Source organism: Iodobacter sp. CM08 (genome assembly GCF_033446605.1).
Lineage (GTDB): Bacteria > Pseudomonadota > Gammaproteobacteria > Burkholderiales > Chitinibacteraceae > Iodobacter.
Genome location: NZ_JAWQUO010000003.1, coordinates 109,609 through 125,165, shown reverse-complemented (window position 1 = coordinate 125,165; position 15,557 = coordinate 109,609). Strand labels below are relative to the sequence as shown.

Sequence of the window (15,557 nt, the reverse complement as noted above, 5' to 3'; positions counted from 1 at the left end):
CGCAAAAAAGCCCTGCTAAAAGCAGGGCTTTCTCATACCACTACAAAATTACTGGCAAGCAGCACCCTTAGTCCAAACATCGCTCACATCAGGCTGATTACCTTGAGTCCACCATTTATTGGTGTATTCAAAGCCCTTGTATGAAACCTTAGTGGTGGATGCATACACCTGAGTGGCAGACCATGCAGCAGCAGCGCAAGTGTTTGAGCTACCCGCCTCAAAACTTACAGCAACGGATTGAGCCTTAGTCACATTGCTCAGGGTAAAACTGCTGCTGATCGCTTGTGCCACGCCATCTACCGTAATGCTCTTGATTTTAAAGTTAGCATTAGGTGTGATAGTGAAAACTTGATTGGTTTTTTCACGCACTTGCACCACACCAGATGGAGCAATCGTGCCGCCTGTACCTGCAGATGCAGTAACAGGGAAATAAACCGCAGTCGATGGATCATCAATCTTTATATCGCTGTAATTGCCAGTTACACCGTAGAAGTTCTTGGCGGACAAATCAGAGATTTTAGTATTGAGTAAACGCAACGCCTTAGTGTCACCACCATTGGAAGCTGGATTTAACGTCAGTACAACATCAGCGCCCTCTTGTTTCAAAGCTAAGGCACTAAAATTGTAAGCAAATGCAGCTAAATTAACCGTGGTATTTGCAGCCTTAAAGTAATCCACGCTCTTTGCCTTGCCCCAGCCCCAAGTGGTTGGATTAAGCAGCACTGTGTATTCCAACCCAGCGTAACTACCTGCCATATTAGTAAACATATCTGCACTAACTTGAGCACGCGTTACACCTGGCAACTCAATCCAAGAATAAATCCCACCGTCAGCAGCTTGTGTACCCACAAACAGGCTGCCATTGTCTTGGAATATTTTTAGGTGCTTAAAGCCCAAACCTGCCGTGCCTTGGATTTGATCTAGAGCAGGGTTAAAGCCCGTTGCAGTTTGCTTGCCCGACCATGCTAATTTATACACGGTAGATACAGCAATCACCGCAGCAGGATTTGCTTTTACAACTGCAGCACTTACTTTTTCAAGCAATACAGACTGACCAGCAAATTGCAATAATGCGCCGCCTGCGCTATCTGTAACGGCTAGATTTGCCAGCGGATTAGAGCCTGTCCAGTTACGCAGCACAATCTTATCGTTGCCAACCACAAAGTCTTTCACTGTGGTGGTGCCATTAGGGTACTGGCTCAGATAAATTGTATTTTTGCCGCCACCAGTATAAACGGTGTCATTTCCCAAACCTGCAGACAACACTTCATCTAGCGGGCCACCGCTGATGATGTCATCACTTGGGGTATCAATCAGCGTATCGTAATTACCAAATTTATCGATATACGTAGTCACGCAAGTGCCTTGCTCATCGCAAGCCACTTTATTGGTAATCAATAAATCAGCGGCACCCCAAGCACCGCCCAAATGGGCCGCTGCCAATAAACCAGACATGGTCGCTTTAATGGTGATCGGATTACCCTGCTCGTCTTTACCCGGCCAAGTTTTAGCTAAAGCCTGTGCCCAAGTCATATTGGCAGCCGCCAGTTTTTCTGACATCACACCGTAATTAAAGCGCATGGCATCGCGGATAACGTATTCTTGTTTTGCTGGGATTTTTAAATCAGCAAAGCTATTTACGCCATTTCTGCCAGAGAAAGTACCATCCCAGCGATTATTGTGCGTACCGCGAACTTTATTACCGCCAGAGCCAGGGATTTCAATCGTGGCTTCAGTTACGCCATTGGCCCATGTTGAATCAGGCGCAAAAATATAAAATTTATCTAGATTTTCTGTGGCAGAAACATATTTCACCGGGGTGTAATAGCCGGTATCAATCATTAATGCTTCACCAAGCTGATAACCAATAAAACCCCATGCATTTAACGAGCTATATTGCATGGTTTTAAACATGGCAGCTTGATCAGTGGCATTTTGATTGTAAATAGTATTTAAACCAAGCTTGGTGAAATACTGATTTACCGTTGTTGCTTCAATAATCAAACTACCCGTTGCTGGATCACGGACTGGCACGCCAGGTGTAACTACTTTGGCGTAACGTAAAATAGGTGAGTTAAAGTTTTGCTTATAAAAATCAGCTTTAGCCGGATCAATACCCGATTCAAAAGCGCGCATATTATCAAGGAAATTTTGAAAAGACCCTTTAGTGGTTGCAGGCGCGGCAGCCGCAATCATTGGTACAGAAACTAATAAAGAAGCTAATATGGTTAAGCGGCATTTCATTTTCATTTGTCTCTCAGGTTGTTTAAGGTAAATGCTATAAAAAGCACAAACTTTTATTTATATGAAAAATTCAATTTGCTCTAATACTTAGCCTATTTCACTGCTACACCTCCCGATAAGAATGACCTAAAAAATTCTACAATCAACAACACCCCCAGCAGATGAATATGGCCAAATCACGCTATATTCATCTGCTAAGTTAGCTCTTAAAGACAAAGCTGAGCCGCGGCCCTGGCGCTGCATTCACGGCTACCGTAGCTGCACAAATGGCTGGCTAATTCTGGCACGGCTTCATAGGCGTTTCTTAAACCAATCACCACCAATTGCGCGCCAAATTTCTCTGCCAATTGGGCCAGTAGCGCTTTGGAGGCCACTTGTTTAAAGTCTTCGCCGGGTAATGGATAATTTTCGATTACCGCCAGCACCACTTGCTGTGGCTGCACCTCCACACTGGCCAGCCAAGCTTGTGCTTCTTGATGATTCAAAATATTGAGTTGCTCACTGGCAACGCCTTGGCTTAGTTCGGCAGCAAAGTAATCAAAGGCAGGCACTGCTTGATTGGGGCCAATGCCGCGTGGGTTCACCAAATTGGCGTAATCAGCCAGCGGCGTGGTTTGCACCACAAACACCTCTTTGCCCGCTTGAATCGGTAGATTGTGGGCGCTATCGCTAAGGATTTTGACGGCGGCCTCGGCCGCGGCTTGCTCTACTTTACGATTGGCGGCGATATTGATTTCTTGATACATCGGCATCGTTGTAAGCCTTGCCAGCTTAAAGGCCACAACTCGCTCAACGATTTTATTTAGATCCGCCTCGGGCATGCGGCCATCTTCCACTGCGCTTACAATTGCACCGATCATGGCCAACTGGTTTTCAAGGTAATTATCGTTGTGATCGTAATGCTCTTCAGAGAGCATCATCATGTCGATACCTGCTTTAAACGCAATAATCGCCGCTTCTACTGGCGGGAAATTCCGGCGAATCGCGCCCATATTCATGCTGTCGGAAATCACAATGCCTTTAAAGCCCAGCGTATCGCGCAATACGCCCTGCAAGATAGCTCGGGATAATGTGGCTGGATATTCAGGATCAATTTGTGGATAGCAGATATGTGAGGTCATCATCAGCTCTACACGCGCATCAATCGCCGCCTTAAAGGGCGCCAAATCTTCGATCAGCAAAGTGGCCAGCGATTTATCCACCACGGGAATTTCGCGGTGCGTATCGCCCGTGGTATCGCCGTGCCCTGGAAAATGCTTGGCACACACCACAATGCCACCATCGTGCGCACCGTGTACGGCAGCGCCAACTTGGATCGCCACCTCGGCAGGTATTTCACCAAAGGCACGGGTATCAATAATGGGGGAATTAGGTTGCAAATTGACGTCAGCACAAGGGCCAAGCACACAATTAAAACCTGCCGAGCGCATTTCTAGCCCAAACACGCTATACATCTGCGCCGTTAGCGCAGGATTATCTGCCGAGCCAAGTGCCAAATTACCTGGCCCAGTGGAAGACTCAGGGGTGAGTACGCTCCAAGCACCTTCCTGATCCACGCCCAGCAGCATTGGCACGGAATCTACTCGCTGATTCACAATCGCCGTCATAGCACGGGTTAGTTGCTGCGCTTCTGCAAAGGTGCTGGCATTATCTTGGCTAAGATAACAGCCACCCAAGTTATAACGCTCAATCAAAGAACGAGCCGCTTCTGCGTCTTTGCCTGGAAAAGCCAAAATAAATAATTGACCGACTTTTTCTTCTAAAGACCAGTTACTGATCTTCTCAGCAGCTTGGCTTTGATACGATTCAAACATACAAAACTCCAAATTTAGGCAATAAGGGGCCAGAGGCCGTGCAAAACACGGTCTGAGCTCAATAAGAAATAGGTAATTCAGGAAAAAAGATCTGTAGACACAAAGAACAGGCAGAACCAAAAGCGCACTGAATAATAGAAAACTGTAGTGCTCACAAAAAGTCAGAATTAAATATGCTCTTTTGGTTTTCTCCGTGTCACTCTGGGGCCGAAGTATTCTCTGTGGTTCAAGATTTGGGTTTTATGGCGTCACGCGTGGGCACGAGTGCACCCTATACGTTTAACGCTTTTTCTTGCGCAAATTGCCCATCGTCAATGTCACGGCAAAGATGATAATTAAGCCACGGAAGATCAGCTGTTGATCCACGTTCAAGCCCATCAAGACCAGCCCGTTATTCACCATGCCCATAATCAGTGCGCCAATAATTGAGCCCATCACCGTGCCCTTGCCGCCAAATAAGCTGGTTCCACCGATAATGACGGCCGCAATAACCATCATTAAATCGTTTTCGCCCAAGGTGTAACGCGCACTTTGCAGCCGGCCCGCATACAAAATCCCCGCTAGAGCAGCAAGCGATGCATTCAGCACCAGCACATATAGCTTGATGCGATTCACATTAATGCCTGAATACATGGCCGCTATTTTATTGCCGCCGCTGGCTAACACCTCTTTACCAAAGGCGGTGCGGCGTAATAACACATGACCTAGCACGGCAATAGCGATCATCCATAAAAACAGCACCGAAACTGGGCCAAAATCGCCGGAGCCAAAGACAAAAACAAAGCCTTCGTGTTCAACAGGGATGGATTGCAAAGCGGTAATCCAGCGGGTAACGCCGGTGATAATCCCCGCCATACCTAAGGTCACTAAAAAAGAAGGGATGCCTACTTTGGAGACAAACAGGCCATTAATCAGCCCACACAAAGCCCCTGCCAGCAGTGCGCCCAGCACGGCCCAAACCACGCCATAAGGCATCAGCAGCGCAGCAGTAACGGCGGATAAGGCGACAATTGCGCCAAAAGATAAATCAATTTCTGCTGCCGATAATACAAAGGTCATCCCCACCGCCATGATGGAAATCATGGCGGTTTGCCGAGCAATATTCATTAAATTGCCAGCGTTTAAAAAACCTTTATCGTGCAAAGTAATCGAAAAAAATAAGAAAATACCAATAAAAACCAAGTAGATAACAAAGTTCTTCCACTCTATTTGGCGTTTTGGCAGCTCGATGGCGTCCGCTTTATTAACCGTGATATCCATACCTTGCCTCTTAACTGAAGGTTATTCACAACGATTGTTAGTCCACGAAAACCACCAAATCCACGAAAAAACCATTGAAATCGGCATGATTTTTGGCTGAATTGTTGGCCACTCAAACATTTACACCCATCAAACAATGATAGGGATACTGCATTTTTTCGTGTGTTTCGTGGGCTGTGTATTTTTTAATCTTGCTGCGTCACATCCGCCTATAAAAAAGCCACGCACGCAGCTCAATTTAAAACTTACTGTACTGCCGCAAGCAGCCGCTCTTCAGATAATCCTTCGCTCATTTGCCCAGCAATCCGGCCTTTGTTCACGATATAAGTGCTATCGCAAAAGCTGGCGATTTCGCTGTATTCGCTAGAAACAAACACCACCGCATTACCCGCTGCCGCGTATTCATTAACGATGCGCATAATTTCGTATTTAGAGCTTAGATCGATACCAAAGGTAGGATCATCCAGCAGCATAATGCGCGCGCCAGTGCTCATGCATTTGGCGATGACTACTTTTTGCTGATTACCACCGGATAAAAACCTGACTTGCTGCTCCGGCCCACTGGTTTTTACGTGTAAGCGCTTAATCAGGGACTCAACCAGTTCTCGGCTACGCACCTCATCAATAAGTAAGTTTGGAGCCAACTTATCAAATAAGGACATTAACATATTGTCAGAAACACTAAAATCTAAAACCAAGCCTTGGCTGCGTCTATCTTCAGGCACAAGATTGATTCCTAACTTAATTGCGTCTTTAGGCGTGCGGATTTTAACTTCTTCGCCATCTAACAAGATCTGCCCTGAGGCGATGGTATCTAGACCAAAAATAGCTTGCAGAATTTCGGTGCGGCCACTGCCCAATAAGCCAGCCAAACCCACCACCTGCCCTGGGTAAACGGCAAAAGACACTTCATTTAAGGCCGTAGTGACCACGTTTCTTAGCTCTAGTAAGGGCGTTTGCTTGGTGTTTACATTACGCTGCCAATTTTCATTGGCTTGGCGATGATGGCCCAACATATCAGCCACCAGCGCTTCTAGATTAGTACTCAGCACCGGCGAGCTACGTACCAGATGGCCATCTCTTAATACGCTCACCGTATCGCAAATCTTAAAAATATCCCGTAAATAATGTGTGATATAGATGATGGAAACCCCTTGGGATTTCAGCCGTTTAACCACCGTAAACAGCTTTTCGATTTCCATATCGGATAAAGAAGCAGTTGGCTCGTCCAAGATAATCATCTTGGCCTCTTGCGAAATGGCTTTGGCGATTTCCAATAGCTGCTGTTGGCCCATCGTCAGCTCGCCTACCGCCTGCCGTGGGTCGAGCGTTACACCCATTTTTGCCAGCACCGCCAAGGTGGCCTGCTCCATCGCGGCGTGATCGACCAAGCCCCAACTACCTTGCCAATTAGCCATAAACAGGTTTTCTGCCACGCTCATGGTGGCAACAAGGCTTAAATCCTGATAAACCATCACAATGCCTGCTGCACGCGCATCCCGTGGTGATTGAAAATCAACCACCTTGCCAAATACCTCCAGCTGACCTGCATCACGCTGATAAAAGCCATTTAACAGCTTCATCAGGGTGGATTTACCCGCACCATTTTGCCCAACAATCGCGTGAACTTCGCCTTGTCTTAGGGTGAAATCCACCCCTTTTAGCACGGCATTGCCATCAAACGATTTAGTCAGGCCGCGTGCTTGAATCGCTATTTTATTCATTTGTTTTCCAGGGCTTACTGTGTAGGCAACTTCACCAAGCATAATTTAGGCGCTTATCACAAGACCATCACGGGTCTGTTAGCCTTGAATCATCGTAGGGTGGGTGCAATCCACCGTTTTCTAGCACTTCATGCCAAAGTCTGGCTGGTTTCACCCACCCTACGAAAGATGCTCTACATACCATTGGCTTTTGTGGACTTCAGCTGTACGCGTGGGCAAAAATATTGCCCACGCTACAATTATTTTTTTGCGGCCAAAGCTTTCACAACGGCATCTGGCGGCTGGCGAAATAAGGCTTTTTGCCACTGCGTAGATAGATTATTGGAGGTGACCTTGATGGCATCCACGGTGACAAAAGCTGGAGTTGGCTTATTCAGTAGCGATAAAGCGCCCATGATGGCAAGCGTTTTGCCCATGTCATACGGCAGATCGCTCACAATCCCCGCCACATTGCCGCCTTTCACCATATCCAGCGCATTAGCCGCGCCTAAGTCCATAGTGATCACTTTTACATCTTTACGCCCTGCAGCACGCACTGCGGCGGTAACGCCTTCGGCAATCGCATCCCAAGGAGCATAAATCGCTTTTACTGATGGGTTTTGCGTCAGAATGGCTGAGGCAATCACTTCGCCATCGTTTGGATTGGCAATGCCCTTATCCGCCACTACTTTGATATTTGGGTAGCGTGCTAATACCGCCTTAACCGCGTTATCACGTTGATTGGTTACATAGTAATTAGCCGCATGGTGAATCACCGCCACATCGCCCTTGCCGCCAATGCTGTCAGCCATTAGCTCTGCAGCTGATTTACCCATGCCAAATAAATCATCCGTCACAATACCTGCGTAATCTTTACCAACCTTAAAGCCCTGTGGTGCATTGCTAATAAATACCAGCTTCACGCCCTGCTGCACCGCTTGCTTAAATGCTACCGCGCCCGAAACCGGATCAATCACTAGGGAAATAATAATATTTGGCTTGAGCGCTAAAACAGTTTCTAAATCGGTGCGCTGTTTTTTAGGATCCATTTCAGCGTCTGTCACCGCCACTACTTTAATCCCTAGCTCATCAAATACTTTTTTTGCACCTGCAATCAGCGCGGTCGAAAAATCTGAAGTGGTATGCATCAAGATGGCCGCTTTGTAATCTTTGCCCTTTAACTGAGCCAGATCTTGCGTTGCGATCTTTACTTGAGCGTAAGGTGTGGGTGTTTCACCATTTGGCCCAACGGTGTGATCCACGGCTGCCAAGGCATTTGTACAGAACAAAGCAAGCAATAGACCTTTTAGACTTGTGCGCATTTTACCGACCTCACCTTAGGTGTTAATAGGTGTAGTTTAGGTGTTTTATAGGTGGTGTCAACAGTCAAATACAAATAAATGCCAAATAAATAAGTAATCAATGATTTAGCAACACAAATCCTCGTTACTAGATAAATAACGGCTAAAAAACAAAGGCATAAAAAAATTCCCCTGACTAAGCAGGGGAATAAATGCCGAGAAACCGGCAGAGGAAAACATTAAGAATTACTTAGCAGCAATGCGCTCATTCCACTTTTTAGCAGCAGTATTCAAAGCTTCTTTAGCTGATTTACGGCCTTCAATTGCGGCTTGAACTTCATCATTAAATTCTTTATTCATCGATGTTGCATCTGGCATTAGCGCAGCTGGCAGGGTCAAAGTACGTGCAGCACCCATTGATTTAGCTGCGGTCGCACGTGCTACGCCAACCGGATCACCACTGGCTGCGCCAGACATAAAGAATTCGCTTTCAGCCGCTTTGCGAGCAGATGGGAAAGTAGTCCCAGTTGCTTGTGAAAAGCCTAATTGCTGTTCGCTATTAGTCAGGAACAAGCCCAATTTAGCTGCAGCTTCTGGATATTTGTAAGCTTTAGGCTGAACAAACGCCATCAACCAAGCTCCCAGAGCCATTTTGCCGCCGCCCGATGGGAAAGCCATCACAGCAGTGCGATCATAAGCTGGCTTATTATCAGTCACCAATTTACCCAAGGCGGTTGGGCCTGTGGTCATCATGGCGATTTTGCCAGCGCCGTAACCGGCAATTTCTTGTTCAAATTCAAGGCGGAAGCTGTCTTTTGGCAAGACGCCTTCTTTGTAAAGGCTAGCAAACAATTCAACCGCTTTAATATGCTTAGGGCTATTAAACACAGCTTTGCCATTTTCGAAAATTGGCAGGCCCATATACTGGAACCAAGGGATCATGCCGCCATCGCCGCTCTTGGTTGCCAATTTAGGCGAGAATGCAACTACGCCCGTTTTTTTAGTAATGGTACGAGCCGTCGCTACAAATTCATCAAAATTCTTAGGATCAGCCTTAATGCCACTCTTGCTTAGAATTTCTTTGTTATACGCAATCACAGATACTGCGTTATAGAAAGGATAGCCATAAACCTTGCCATTAACGGTTAAGTCTTGCAGAGCGCCCGGCTGATATTCAGCTTTATTTTTGCCCATCAAACCATCAAGTGGTTGCAGCAAATCTTTGTGCGCATATTCATGCGTCCACGGGGTATTAAAATTAACCAGCGCAGGTGGATTACCCGCAGCAATGGCCGAAATCAGCTTAGGCTGAATTTGATCCCAGTTCATATCAACCCAAACGGCTTCTAGATCTGGGTTAGCCTTGTTGAAGCGCTGAACTGCATCGTTCCAGTAAGGGGCAAACTTAGTAATGTTAAATGTCCAGAATTCAACTTTAATAGGATCTGCTGCGTGAGCAAAAGTTGACGACAGCATGGCTGCCAGCAATAAAGGACGTACTAACTTAAAGCGCTTTGACATAATTCTCTCTCTCCGAGTTTATGAAGTGGTCTTTTAAAAGAAGCCCCACCCTATGGGATACGACATTAAATCTATTGACTCGACTTATTGATTCGATGTTTAAACACCACACCTGTTTCAAATTTTTCTATTTAGTCGCTAACCACCACCCAAATAAGCTCAGCACAGAGCGGATAAGGGCTAAAATAATCGCCGCACTTTGCAATGTGCAATAATTACATTGCCTTAGGTGATTAAAAGCAAAATGTAGGCATTTTGTAGGTGAACGTCAAGGATTACGCGTTTTCGTTGTATTTTTGTCATAACTACAATCCATGGCTTATTTCTTGCTTAAAAATTTCTTTTTCTGAACAAATTCTTTCTAAAAAGCAGGGAATATGGCTAAGCGCAATCAATACGTCGAGTACTTGCTAGAACAGCTCGCAGACTTAGGCACCTTACGTGCTAAAGCCATGTTTGGTGGTTATGGCTTTTATTGCGACGAGATTTTCTTCGCCATCGTGGTGAACGATATTTTGTATATCAAAGCGGATGCCCAATCTAAAGAAGAGTTCACCCGCCTAGGACTAGCCCCCTTTAGTTACCACAAGAAAGACGGCACGCCGCAAAGCATGGCTTACTACCCGCCACCAGATACCGCCCTTGAAGAACCAGAAGAGATGATAATTTGGGCAAAAAAAGGCATTGCTGCGGCTTTACGTCAACGCTAAGGCTTCACGGCAGCACCGTTCTCGTAGACAATTGAGATGAAAATCGCCATTTGATCAAAAATCAAACCGGTGCCAGATCACTGTCACGCTGAACCCAGATAAGACACTGGTATAAAAATTTGATGCCGATATTATTTTTAAATAAACCACCTTCGGGGATTTATTAATGCGTCAGATCACTGTTAGCCGTAATACGCTAGAAACTCAGATTACCGTCACCTTAAATTTGGATGGAACTGGGGTATCAAAATTTGATACCGGCGTGCCCTTTTTTGAACATATGCTGGACCAAGTTGCCCGTCATGGCCTATTTGATATCGAAATCAAAGCCGTGGGCGATTTGCATATCGACGCTCACCACACCGTAGAAGACGTAGGCATCACCCTGGGCCAAGCGTTTGCTCAAGCCGTGGGCGACAAAAAAGGTATACGCCGTTACGGCCATAGCTATGTGCCACTGGATGAAGCGCTCAGCCGCGTGGTGGTTGATTTATCTGGCCGTCCCTGTTTGGAATACAACGTTAACTACACGCGCGCCATGATTGGCGGTTTTGACGTTGATCTATTTGGCGAATTCTTCCGTGGCTTTATCAATCATGCCGCCATCAGCTTGCATATCGATAATCTAAAAGGCCAAAACGCCCATCATCAAGCCGAAACCGTATTTAAAGCGTTAGGCCGAGCCTTACGCATGGCGGTGGAGTTAGACGAGCGCATGGCAGGGATCACCCCCTCCACCAAGGGCACGCTCGTCGGCTAATGCGCATCATCTGCGCCTTGCTGCTGCTCTATGCCAGCCCAAGCCACAGCAGCAATTGGCTGCAATGGGCAAGCGATAGTGACTCCAGCAGCTGGATTGATACTGATTCTGTGATCGAGCGCCGTAACCAGGTTTACTACCGCTATCAATGGCGCTATTTAAACGCCCAAAGCAGTAAAGATGGCGAATACGACAGCCGCCAAACCAGCGTTGCAGTGGATTGCCAAACAGGGCGCAGCGCTAGCCTAAAGCATCTTTTGATACGGCAAAACACAGTCATCGCTGAGCTAGTTGGCCATGATTTCCTTACTCAAAGTTTGGCAGGCACGGTGCATGCTGTCGCTTGCCTGATTAATGAGCAGAAAAAACGTGGCACAGCCTTGCAACTGTGTCAGTATCAAGCTGATATCAATCACCCGATCTGCGGCGATGCGGCCCTGATCAAACGCTGAAAATACGCCATGAAAATTGCAGTTGTTGATTATGGAATGGGCAATTTACGCTCAGTCACCAAGGCTTTAGAACATGTAGCAGGCGACTTGGCCAATATTGTGCTGACTGCCGATCCCGCTATTGTTGCAGCAGCAGACAAAGTGGTCTTCCCAGGCCAAGGGGCGATGCCCGATTGCATGAAAGAATTGACCGAGCGCGGCTTAAAACAAGCCGTGCTTGATGCGGCTCAAAACAAACCCTTTCTAGGCATTTGCGTGGGTGCACAGCTTTTATTTGAATCCAGCGAAGAAGGCCATACCGCAGGGCTTGGGGTATTTAAGGGCAAGGTAGTACGCTTTCCCAAGGAAAAAATGCTGGATGCCCAAGGGCAAAAATTAAAAGTGCCGCATATGGGTTGGAATGAAATGTTTAAGGTGCAAGATCACCCGCTGTGGGCAGGTATTGCCGATGGTGAGCGCTTTTATTTTGTACACAGCTATCATTTTCAGCCGAATGAAGACATTGCCGTGTTAGAAAGTGCCTATCCTTATCGCTTTGCAGCAGCAGTTGCAAGGGATAATATCTTTGCTATTCAATGCCATCCTGAAAAAAGTCATCATGCTGGTCTAAGCTTATTAAAGAATTTTGTAAACTGGAATGGTAAAATCTAAAAGGTAGTTGGAATGAAGCGCTTCTGGATTCAATTCTGCTCTGCACTAAAAACCAGCTTATTGATGACGGGTACTTTTAGTGTAGTGATGGAATGCTTCAATAGCCCTGCTGATGCAGAGCGGCCATCTAGCTTATTTTTCTTTGTTTTTATGCTGGTTTGTAATGTCTTGATTCAATCTGGACAAAACTTTTTCTCCACACTTAAAAAAACCTGACGCCATTATGCTGATCATTCCTGCAATCGACCTAAAAGACGGCCAATGTGTACGCCTACGCCAAGGCGAAATAGACGACGCCACAGTATTTTCTGACGACCCAGCCAGCTTTGTAAGCCATTGGCTAGGCCAAGGCGCTCGCCGCATGCACCTTGTTGATCTAAACGGCGCATTTGCTGGCAAGCCAAAGAATTTAGCTGCGGTTAAAAGCATTCTCAAAGCGATCAACGGCGAAGTACCCGTACAACTGGGCGGCGGAATTCGCAGCTTAGAAACCATAGAAATGTATCTAGATGCAGGCATTGATTACGTCATCATCGGCACTGCTGCTATTAAGCAACCTGGCTTTTTACATGAAGCCTGCGATGCTTTTCCTGGCCAAATTATTGTTGGTCTAGATGCCAAAGATGGCTTTGTGGCTACCGATGGCTGGGCAAAAATTACGGATTTAAATGTGATTGATCTGGCCAAACGCTTTGAAGGCTACGGCGTAGAAAGTGTGATTTACACCGATATTGGCCGTGATGGCATGCTGAGCGGCGTGAATATCGAAGCCACCGTAAAACTAGCGCAAGCACTGAGCATTCCTGTGATTGCTTCTGGTGGCTTAACTAATCTAGACGATGTAAGAAAACTAGCCGAAGTAGAGGCAGAAGGCATTGAAGGTGTCATTACCGGCCGAGCCATTTACGAAGGCACGATAGACTTTAAAGCGGCACAAGAACTCGCCGACGAATTGTCTAACTAGCAGCCAGTCTAACTTAAGCGTCAATAAGGAATAAACGATAGATTTGGGGCATAGTTTGGTAGATTTTGCGGCGAATAGCAGGCTATTTAACAAAAAATCCAGCGAAACAGTACCCAATCCGGCGTTTTTGCAGTACGACGATTAAAGTCCGACCAGCTGATTGGGGCACGGCAAGCCCTACTCCGTGAGGCATTCATGTCACAGCCTGAATGGTTTGATTGGGCCAGTAGCGAACGAAAAATTGGCGACTATCTGCAAGAGCAGGATCCACTGTTCTTTGAGCAAGTCTGCCAATTGCTATTTGATTGTGACCCAATGATGATCCCGCTGGTCATGGAGCCTCAGGGCTACGCCCCCGAAGTTGGCAGTATTTTACGTGTATTGCCGCAATGCCAATCTGAAGACGATGTTCGAGAAGTCGTGCATAACGTCTTTGTTCAGTGGTTTAGCTCTGAGTTTGCCGGCTGCCCAGGCCAATATAGTGAAACGGCCAACAAACTCTGGGAGCTATGGACCGCTCAGCAATCCGAATAAGCCCCGTCTTTTCCTAAAAAGCCCGAAAAACGCCATGTCCCTTGCTAAACGTATTATCCCCTGTCTTGATGTCACCGCTGGCCGCGTGGTCAAGGGTATCAACTTTGTAGGCCTGCGTGATGCAGGTGATCCAGTCGAAATCGCCAAGAAATATGATGACCAAGGTGCAGACGAGCTCACCTTCTTAGACATTACCGCCTCATCCGATCAGCGCGATATTATTTTGCATGTGATTGAAGAAGTGGCAGCCCAAGTGTTTATTCCACTGACGGTGGGTGGTGGGATTCGGGTGGTTGATGATATCCGCCGCCTGCTCAATGCGGGAGCCGATAAAGTCAGCATCAACACCACCGCCGTGACCAACCCACAGATGGTAAAAGACGCCAGTGATCGCTTTGGCAGCCAAGCGATTGTGGTGGCCATTGATGCCAAGCAAGTCAGCCTGCCAGGCGAGCCATTACGCTGGGAAGTGTTTACCCTCGGTGGCCGCACCGCCACGGGGCTAGATGCCATTGAATGGGCCACACGGATGCAGCAATTTGGTGCTGGCGAGATTTTACTCACCAGCATGGATAGAGATGGCACCAAGATTGGCTTTAATCTGCCACTCACCCGTGCAGTAAGCGATGCGGTGGATATCCCCGTGATTGCCTCTGGCGGCGTAGGCAATCTGCAGCATTTAGTCGATGGTGTGATCCAAGGCCACGCCGATGCGGTGCTTGCCGCCAGCATCTTTCATTTTGGCGAATATACCGTGCGCCAAGCCAAAGAAGTCATGCGCACCGCAGGCATTGAGGTGCGCTTATGAGCTGGCTAGATGAAATAAAGTGGGATGAAAAAGGCCTCGTACCCGTGATTGCCCAAGATCAAGAAAGTGGCCGCATACTAATGTTTGCCTACGCCAACCGTGAAGCGGTGGCGCTCACCGCCGAAAAAAACACCGCGCACTACTGGACTCGTTCAAGACAAAAGCTCTGGCATAAGGGCGAGGAATCTGGCCACTTTCAAAAGGTATCGGCCATCCAGTTTGATTGCGATGGTGATGTGCTGATCTACCAAATCGAGCAAGTGGGTGGCATTGCCTGCCATACTGGCCGCCCCAGCTGTTTTTTCCGCACCTTGATCGATGGCGAGTGGGTCATCACTGATGCGGTGCTCAAAGACCCCACACAAATTTACGCCTCCAAGCCTTAAGGTCATCCCTCAAGGGGGGTATGCCAGCGTCTTTAGTGGCAAGATTTCCATATAATCGCCACATACTTGTAACCTATTAGCAATATAATCGAGCTTGAAGTACATCAGATAAGGTAAAGCTATGGTCTCTGCAGATATTCTGGAACGCTTATCCACCACGCTGGCCGAGCGCCGTAATAGTGATCCTTCCACCTCTTATGTGGCCAAATTGCTGCATCAAGGCACCGACGCCATCTTGAAAAAGGTGGGGGAAGAAGCGGTAGAAACCATTATGGCGGCCAAAGATGGCGATAAACTGCATATTGTCCGAGAAGTTGCCGATCTGTGGTTCCATACCTTAGTGCTACTGGCCCATGAAGGCTTAAGCGCCGACGATGTGCTAGCAGAATTAGCCCGCCGTGAAGGCATTTCTGGCATTGATGAAAAAAATTCACGTCAGGAGCAATAGC

The 15,557-nt window shown here is 47.1% G+C and carries 16 protein-coding genes; 10 read left to right on the top strand and 6 right to left on the bottom strand.

The window, feature by feature from the left end:
- Window positions 1-48: 48 nt before the first annotated feature.
- The 6 genes from R6242_RS02415 to R6242_RS02390 all read right to left on the bottom strand — a co-directional run bounded on the left by R6242_RS02415 (window position 49) and on the right by R6242_RS02390 (window position 9,843).
- The gene (locus tag R6242_RS02415; RefSeq protein WP_318423328.1) at window positions 49-2,250 is read right to left on the bottom strand and encodes a carbohydrate-binding protein; all 2,202 of its coding nucleotides are present in this window, start codon (window positions 2,248-2,250) and stop codon (window positions 49-51) included.
- Between the two features lie 200 nt (window positions 2,251-2,450).
- Window positions 2,451-4,058 carry a glycoside hydrolase family 3 protein gene (locus R6242_RS02410; protein ID WP_318423326.1) on the bottom strand — a complete coding sequence of 536 codons (1,608 nt, stop codon included), beginning with the start codon at window positions 4,056-4,058 and terminating at the stop codon, window positions 2,451-2,453.
- Between the two features lie 279 nt (window positions 4,059-4,337).
- The gene (locus R6242_RS02405; protein WP_293932214.1) at window positions 4,338-5,318 is read right to left on the bottom strand and encodes an ABC transporter permease; all 981 of its coding nucleotides are present in this window, start codon (window positions 5,316-5,318) and stop codon (window positions 4,338-4,340) included.
- Between the two features lie 245 nt (window positions 5,319-5,563).
- Complete coding sequence (locus tag R6242_RS02400; RefSeq protein WP_293932216.1) at window positions 5,564-7,042, bottom strand: sugar ABC transporter ATP-binding protein; 1,479 nt, start codon at window positions 7,040-7,042, stop codon at window positions 5,564-5,566.
- 239 nt (window positions 7,043-7,281) lie between these two features.
- Window positions 7,282-8,343, bottom strand: coding sequence for a substrate-binding domain-containing protein (locus R6242_RS02395; RefSeq protein WP_318423324.1), 1,062 nt, complete (start codon window positions 8,341-8,343; stop codon window positions 7,282-7,284).
- A 225-nt stretch (window positions 8,344-8,568) separates the two neighbouring features.
- Window positions 8,569-9,843 carry an ABC transporter substrate-binding protein gene (locus tag R6242_RS02390; protein ID WP_293932220.1) on the bottom strand — a complete coding sequence of 425 codons (1,275 nt, stop codon included), beginning with the start codon at window positions 9,841-9,843 and terminating at the stop codon, window positions 8,569-8,571.
- 377 nt (window positions 9,844-10,220) lie between these two features.
- Here R6242_RS02390 and R6242_RS02385 point away from each other — a divergent pair, with 377 nt between their 5' ends.
- The 10 genes from R6242_RS02385 to R6242_RS02340 all read left to right on the top strand — a co-directional run bounded on the left by R6242_RS02385 (window position 10,221) and on the right by R6242_RS02340 (window position 15,556).
- Window positions 10,221-10,553 carry a TfoX/Sxy family protein gene (locus R6242_RS02385; protein ID WP_318423322.1) on the top strand — a complete coding sequence of 111 codons (333 nt, stop codon included), beginning with the start codon at window positions 10,221-10,223 and terminating at the stop codon, window positions 10,551-10,553.
- 166 nt (window positions 10,554-10,719) lie between these two features.
- The gene (gene hisB / locus R6242_RS02380; RefSeq protein WP_318423321.1) at window positions 10,720-11,313 is read left to right on the top strand and encodes an imidazoleglycerol-phosphate dehydratase HisB; all 594 of its coding nucleotides are present in this window, start codon (window positions 10,720-10,722) and stop codon (window positions 11,311-11,313) included.
- Window positions 11,313-11,765, top strand: coding sequence for a surface-adhesin E family protein (locus R6242_RS02375; RefSeq protein ID WP_293932226.1), 453 nt, complete (start codon window positions 11,313-11,315; stop codon window positions 11,763-11,765). Before hisB ends, R6242_RS02375 begins: the two co-directional genes overlap by 1 nt.
- Before the next feature lie 9 nt (window positions 11,766-11,774).
- Complete coding sequence (hisH, locus tag R6242_RS02370) at window positions 11,775-12,416, top strand: imidazole glycerol phosphate synthase subunit HisH (RefSeq protein ID WP_318423319.1); 642 nt, start codon at window positions 11,775-11,777, stop codon at window positions 12,414-12,416.
- Window positions 12,417-12,428: 12 nt separating this feature from the next.
- Window positions 12,429-12,632: a hypothetical protein gene (locus R6242_RS02365; RefSeq protein ID WP_293932230.1), complete on the top strand. Its 204-nt coding sequence runs from the start codon at window positions 12,429-12,431 to the stop codon at window positions 12,630-12,632.
- Between the two features lie 7 nt (window positions 12,633-12,639).
- On the top strand, window positions 12,640-13,380 hold the full coding sequence (gene hisA, locus R6242_RS02360; protein ID WP_318423316.1) for a 1-(5-phosphoribosyl)-5-[(5-phosphoribosylamino)methylideneamino]imidazole-4-carboxamide isomerase: 741 nt from the start codon (window positions 12,640-12,642) through the stop codon (window positions 13,378-13,380).
- Between the two features lie 195 nt (window positions 13,381-13,575).
- Window positions 13,576-13,914 carry a hypothetical protein gene (locus tag R6242_RS02355; protein WP_318423314.1) on the top strand — a complete coding sequence of 113 codons (339 nt, stop codon included), beginning with the start codon at window positions 13,576-13,578 and terminating at the stop codon, window positions 13,912-13,914.
- Window positions 13,915-13,948: 34 nt separating this feature from the next.
- Entirely contained in the window at window positions 13,949-14,722 is a 774-nt protein-coding gene (gene hisF, locus R6242_RS02350; RefSeq protein ID WP_318423312.1) for an imidazole glycerol phosphate synthase subunit HisF, read from the top strand.
- On the top strand, window positions 14,719-15,108 hold the full coding sequence (gene hisI / locus R6242_RS02345) for a phosphoribosyl-AMP cyclohydrolase (RefSeq protein WP_318423311.1): 390 nt from the start codon (window positions 14,719-14,721) through the stop codon (window positions 15,106-15,108). Before hisF ends, hisI begins: the two co-directional genes overlap by 4 nt.
- A gap of 121 nt (window positions 15,109-15,229) precedes the next feature.
- Entirely contained in the window at window positions 15,230-15,556 is a 327-nt protein-coding gene (locus R6242_RS02340) for a phosphoribosyl-ATP diphosphatase (protein WP_318423310.1), read from the top strand.
- Window position 15,557: the final 1 nt, after the last annotated feature.

Coding starts and splice junctions, on each gene's coding strand:
- R6242_RS02415 (WP_318423328.1), bottom strand. CDS start 2,250: ATGAAAATGAAATGCCGCTTAACCATATTAGCTTCTTTATTAGTTTCT.
- R6242_RS02410 (WP_318423326.1), bottom strand. CDS start 4,058: ATGTTTGAATCGTATCAAAGCCAAGCTGCTGAGAAGATCAGTAACTGG.
- R6242_RS02405 (WP_293932214.1), bottom strand. CDS start 5,318: ATGGATATCACGGTTAATAAAGCGGACGCCATCGAGCTGCCAAAACGC.
- R6242_RS02400 (WP_293932216.1), bottom strand. CDS start 7,042: ATGAATAAAATAGCGATTCAAGCACGCGGCCTGACTAAATCGTTTGAT.
- R6242_RS02395 (WP_318423324.1), bottom strand. CDS start 8,343: ATGCGCACAAGTCTAAAAGGTCTATTGCTTGCTTTGTTCTGTACAAAT.
- R6242_RS02390 (WP_293932220.1), bottom strand. CDS start 9,843: ATGTCAAAGCGCTTTAAGTTAGTACGTCCTTTATTGCTGGCAGCCATG.
- R6242_RS02385 (WP_318423322.1), top strand. CDS start 10,221: ATGGCTAAGCGCAATCAATACGTCGAGTACTTGCTAGAACAGCTCGCA.
- hisB (WP_318423321.1), top strand. CDS start 10,720: ATGCGTCAGATCACTGTTAGCCGTAATACGCTAGAAACTCAGATTACC.
- R6242_RS02375 (WP_293932226.1), top strand. CDS start 11,313: ATGCGCATCATCTGCGCCTTGCTGCTGCTCTATGCCAGCCCAAGCCAC.
- hisH (WP_318423319.1), top strand. CDS start 11,775: ATGAAAATTGCAGTTGTTGATTATGGAATGGGCAATTTACGCTCAGTC.
- R6242_RS02365 (WP_293932230.1), top strand. CDS start 12,429: ATGAAGCGCTTCTGGATTCAATTCTGCTCTGCACTAAAAACCAGCTTA.
- hisA (WP_318423316.1), top strand. CDS start 12,640: ATGCTGATCATTCCTGCAATCGACCTAAAAGACGGCCAATGTGTACGC.
- R6242_RS02355 (WP_318423314.1), top strand. CDS start 13,576: ATGTCACAGCCTGAATGGTTTGATTGGGCCAGTAGCGAACGAAAAATT.
- hisF (WP_318423312.1), top strand. CDS start 13,949: ATGTCCCTTGCTAAACGTATTATCCCCTGTCTTGATGTCACCGCTGGC.
- hisI (WP_318423311.1), top strand. CDS start 14,719: ATGAGCTGGCTAGATGAAATAAAGTGGGATGAAAAAGGCCTCGTACCC.
- R6242_RS02340 (WP_318423310.1), top strand. CDS start 15,230: ATGGTCTCTGCAGATATTCTGGAACGCTTATCCACCACGCTGGCCGAG.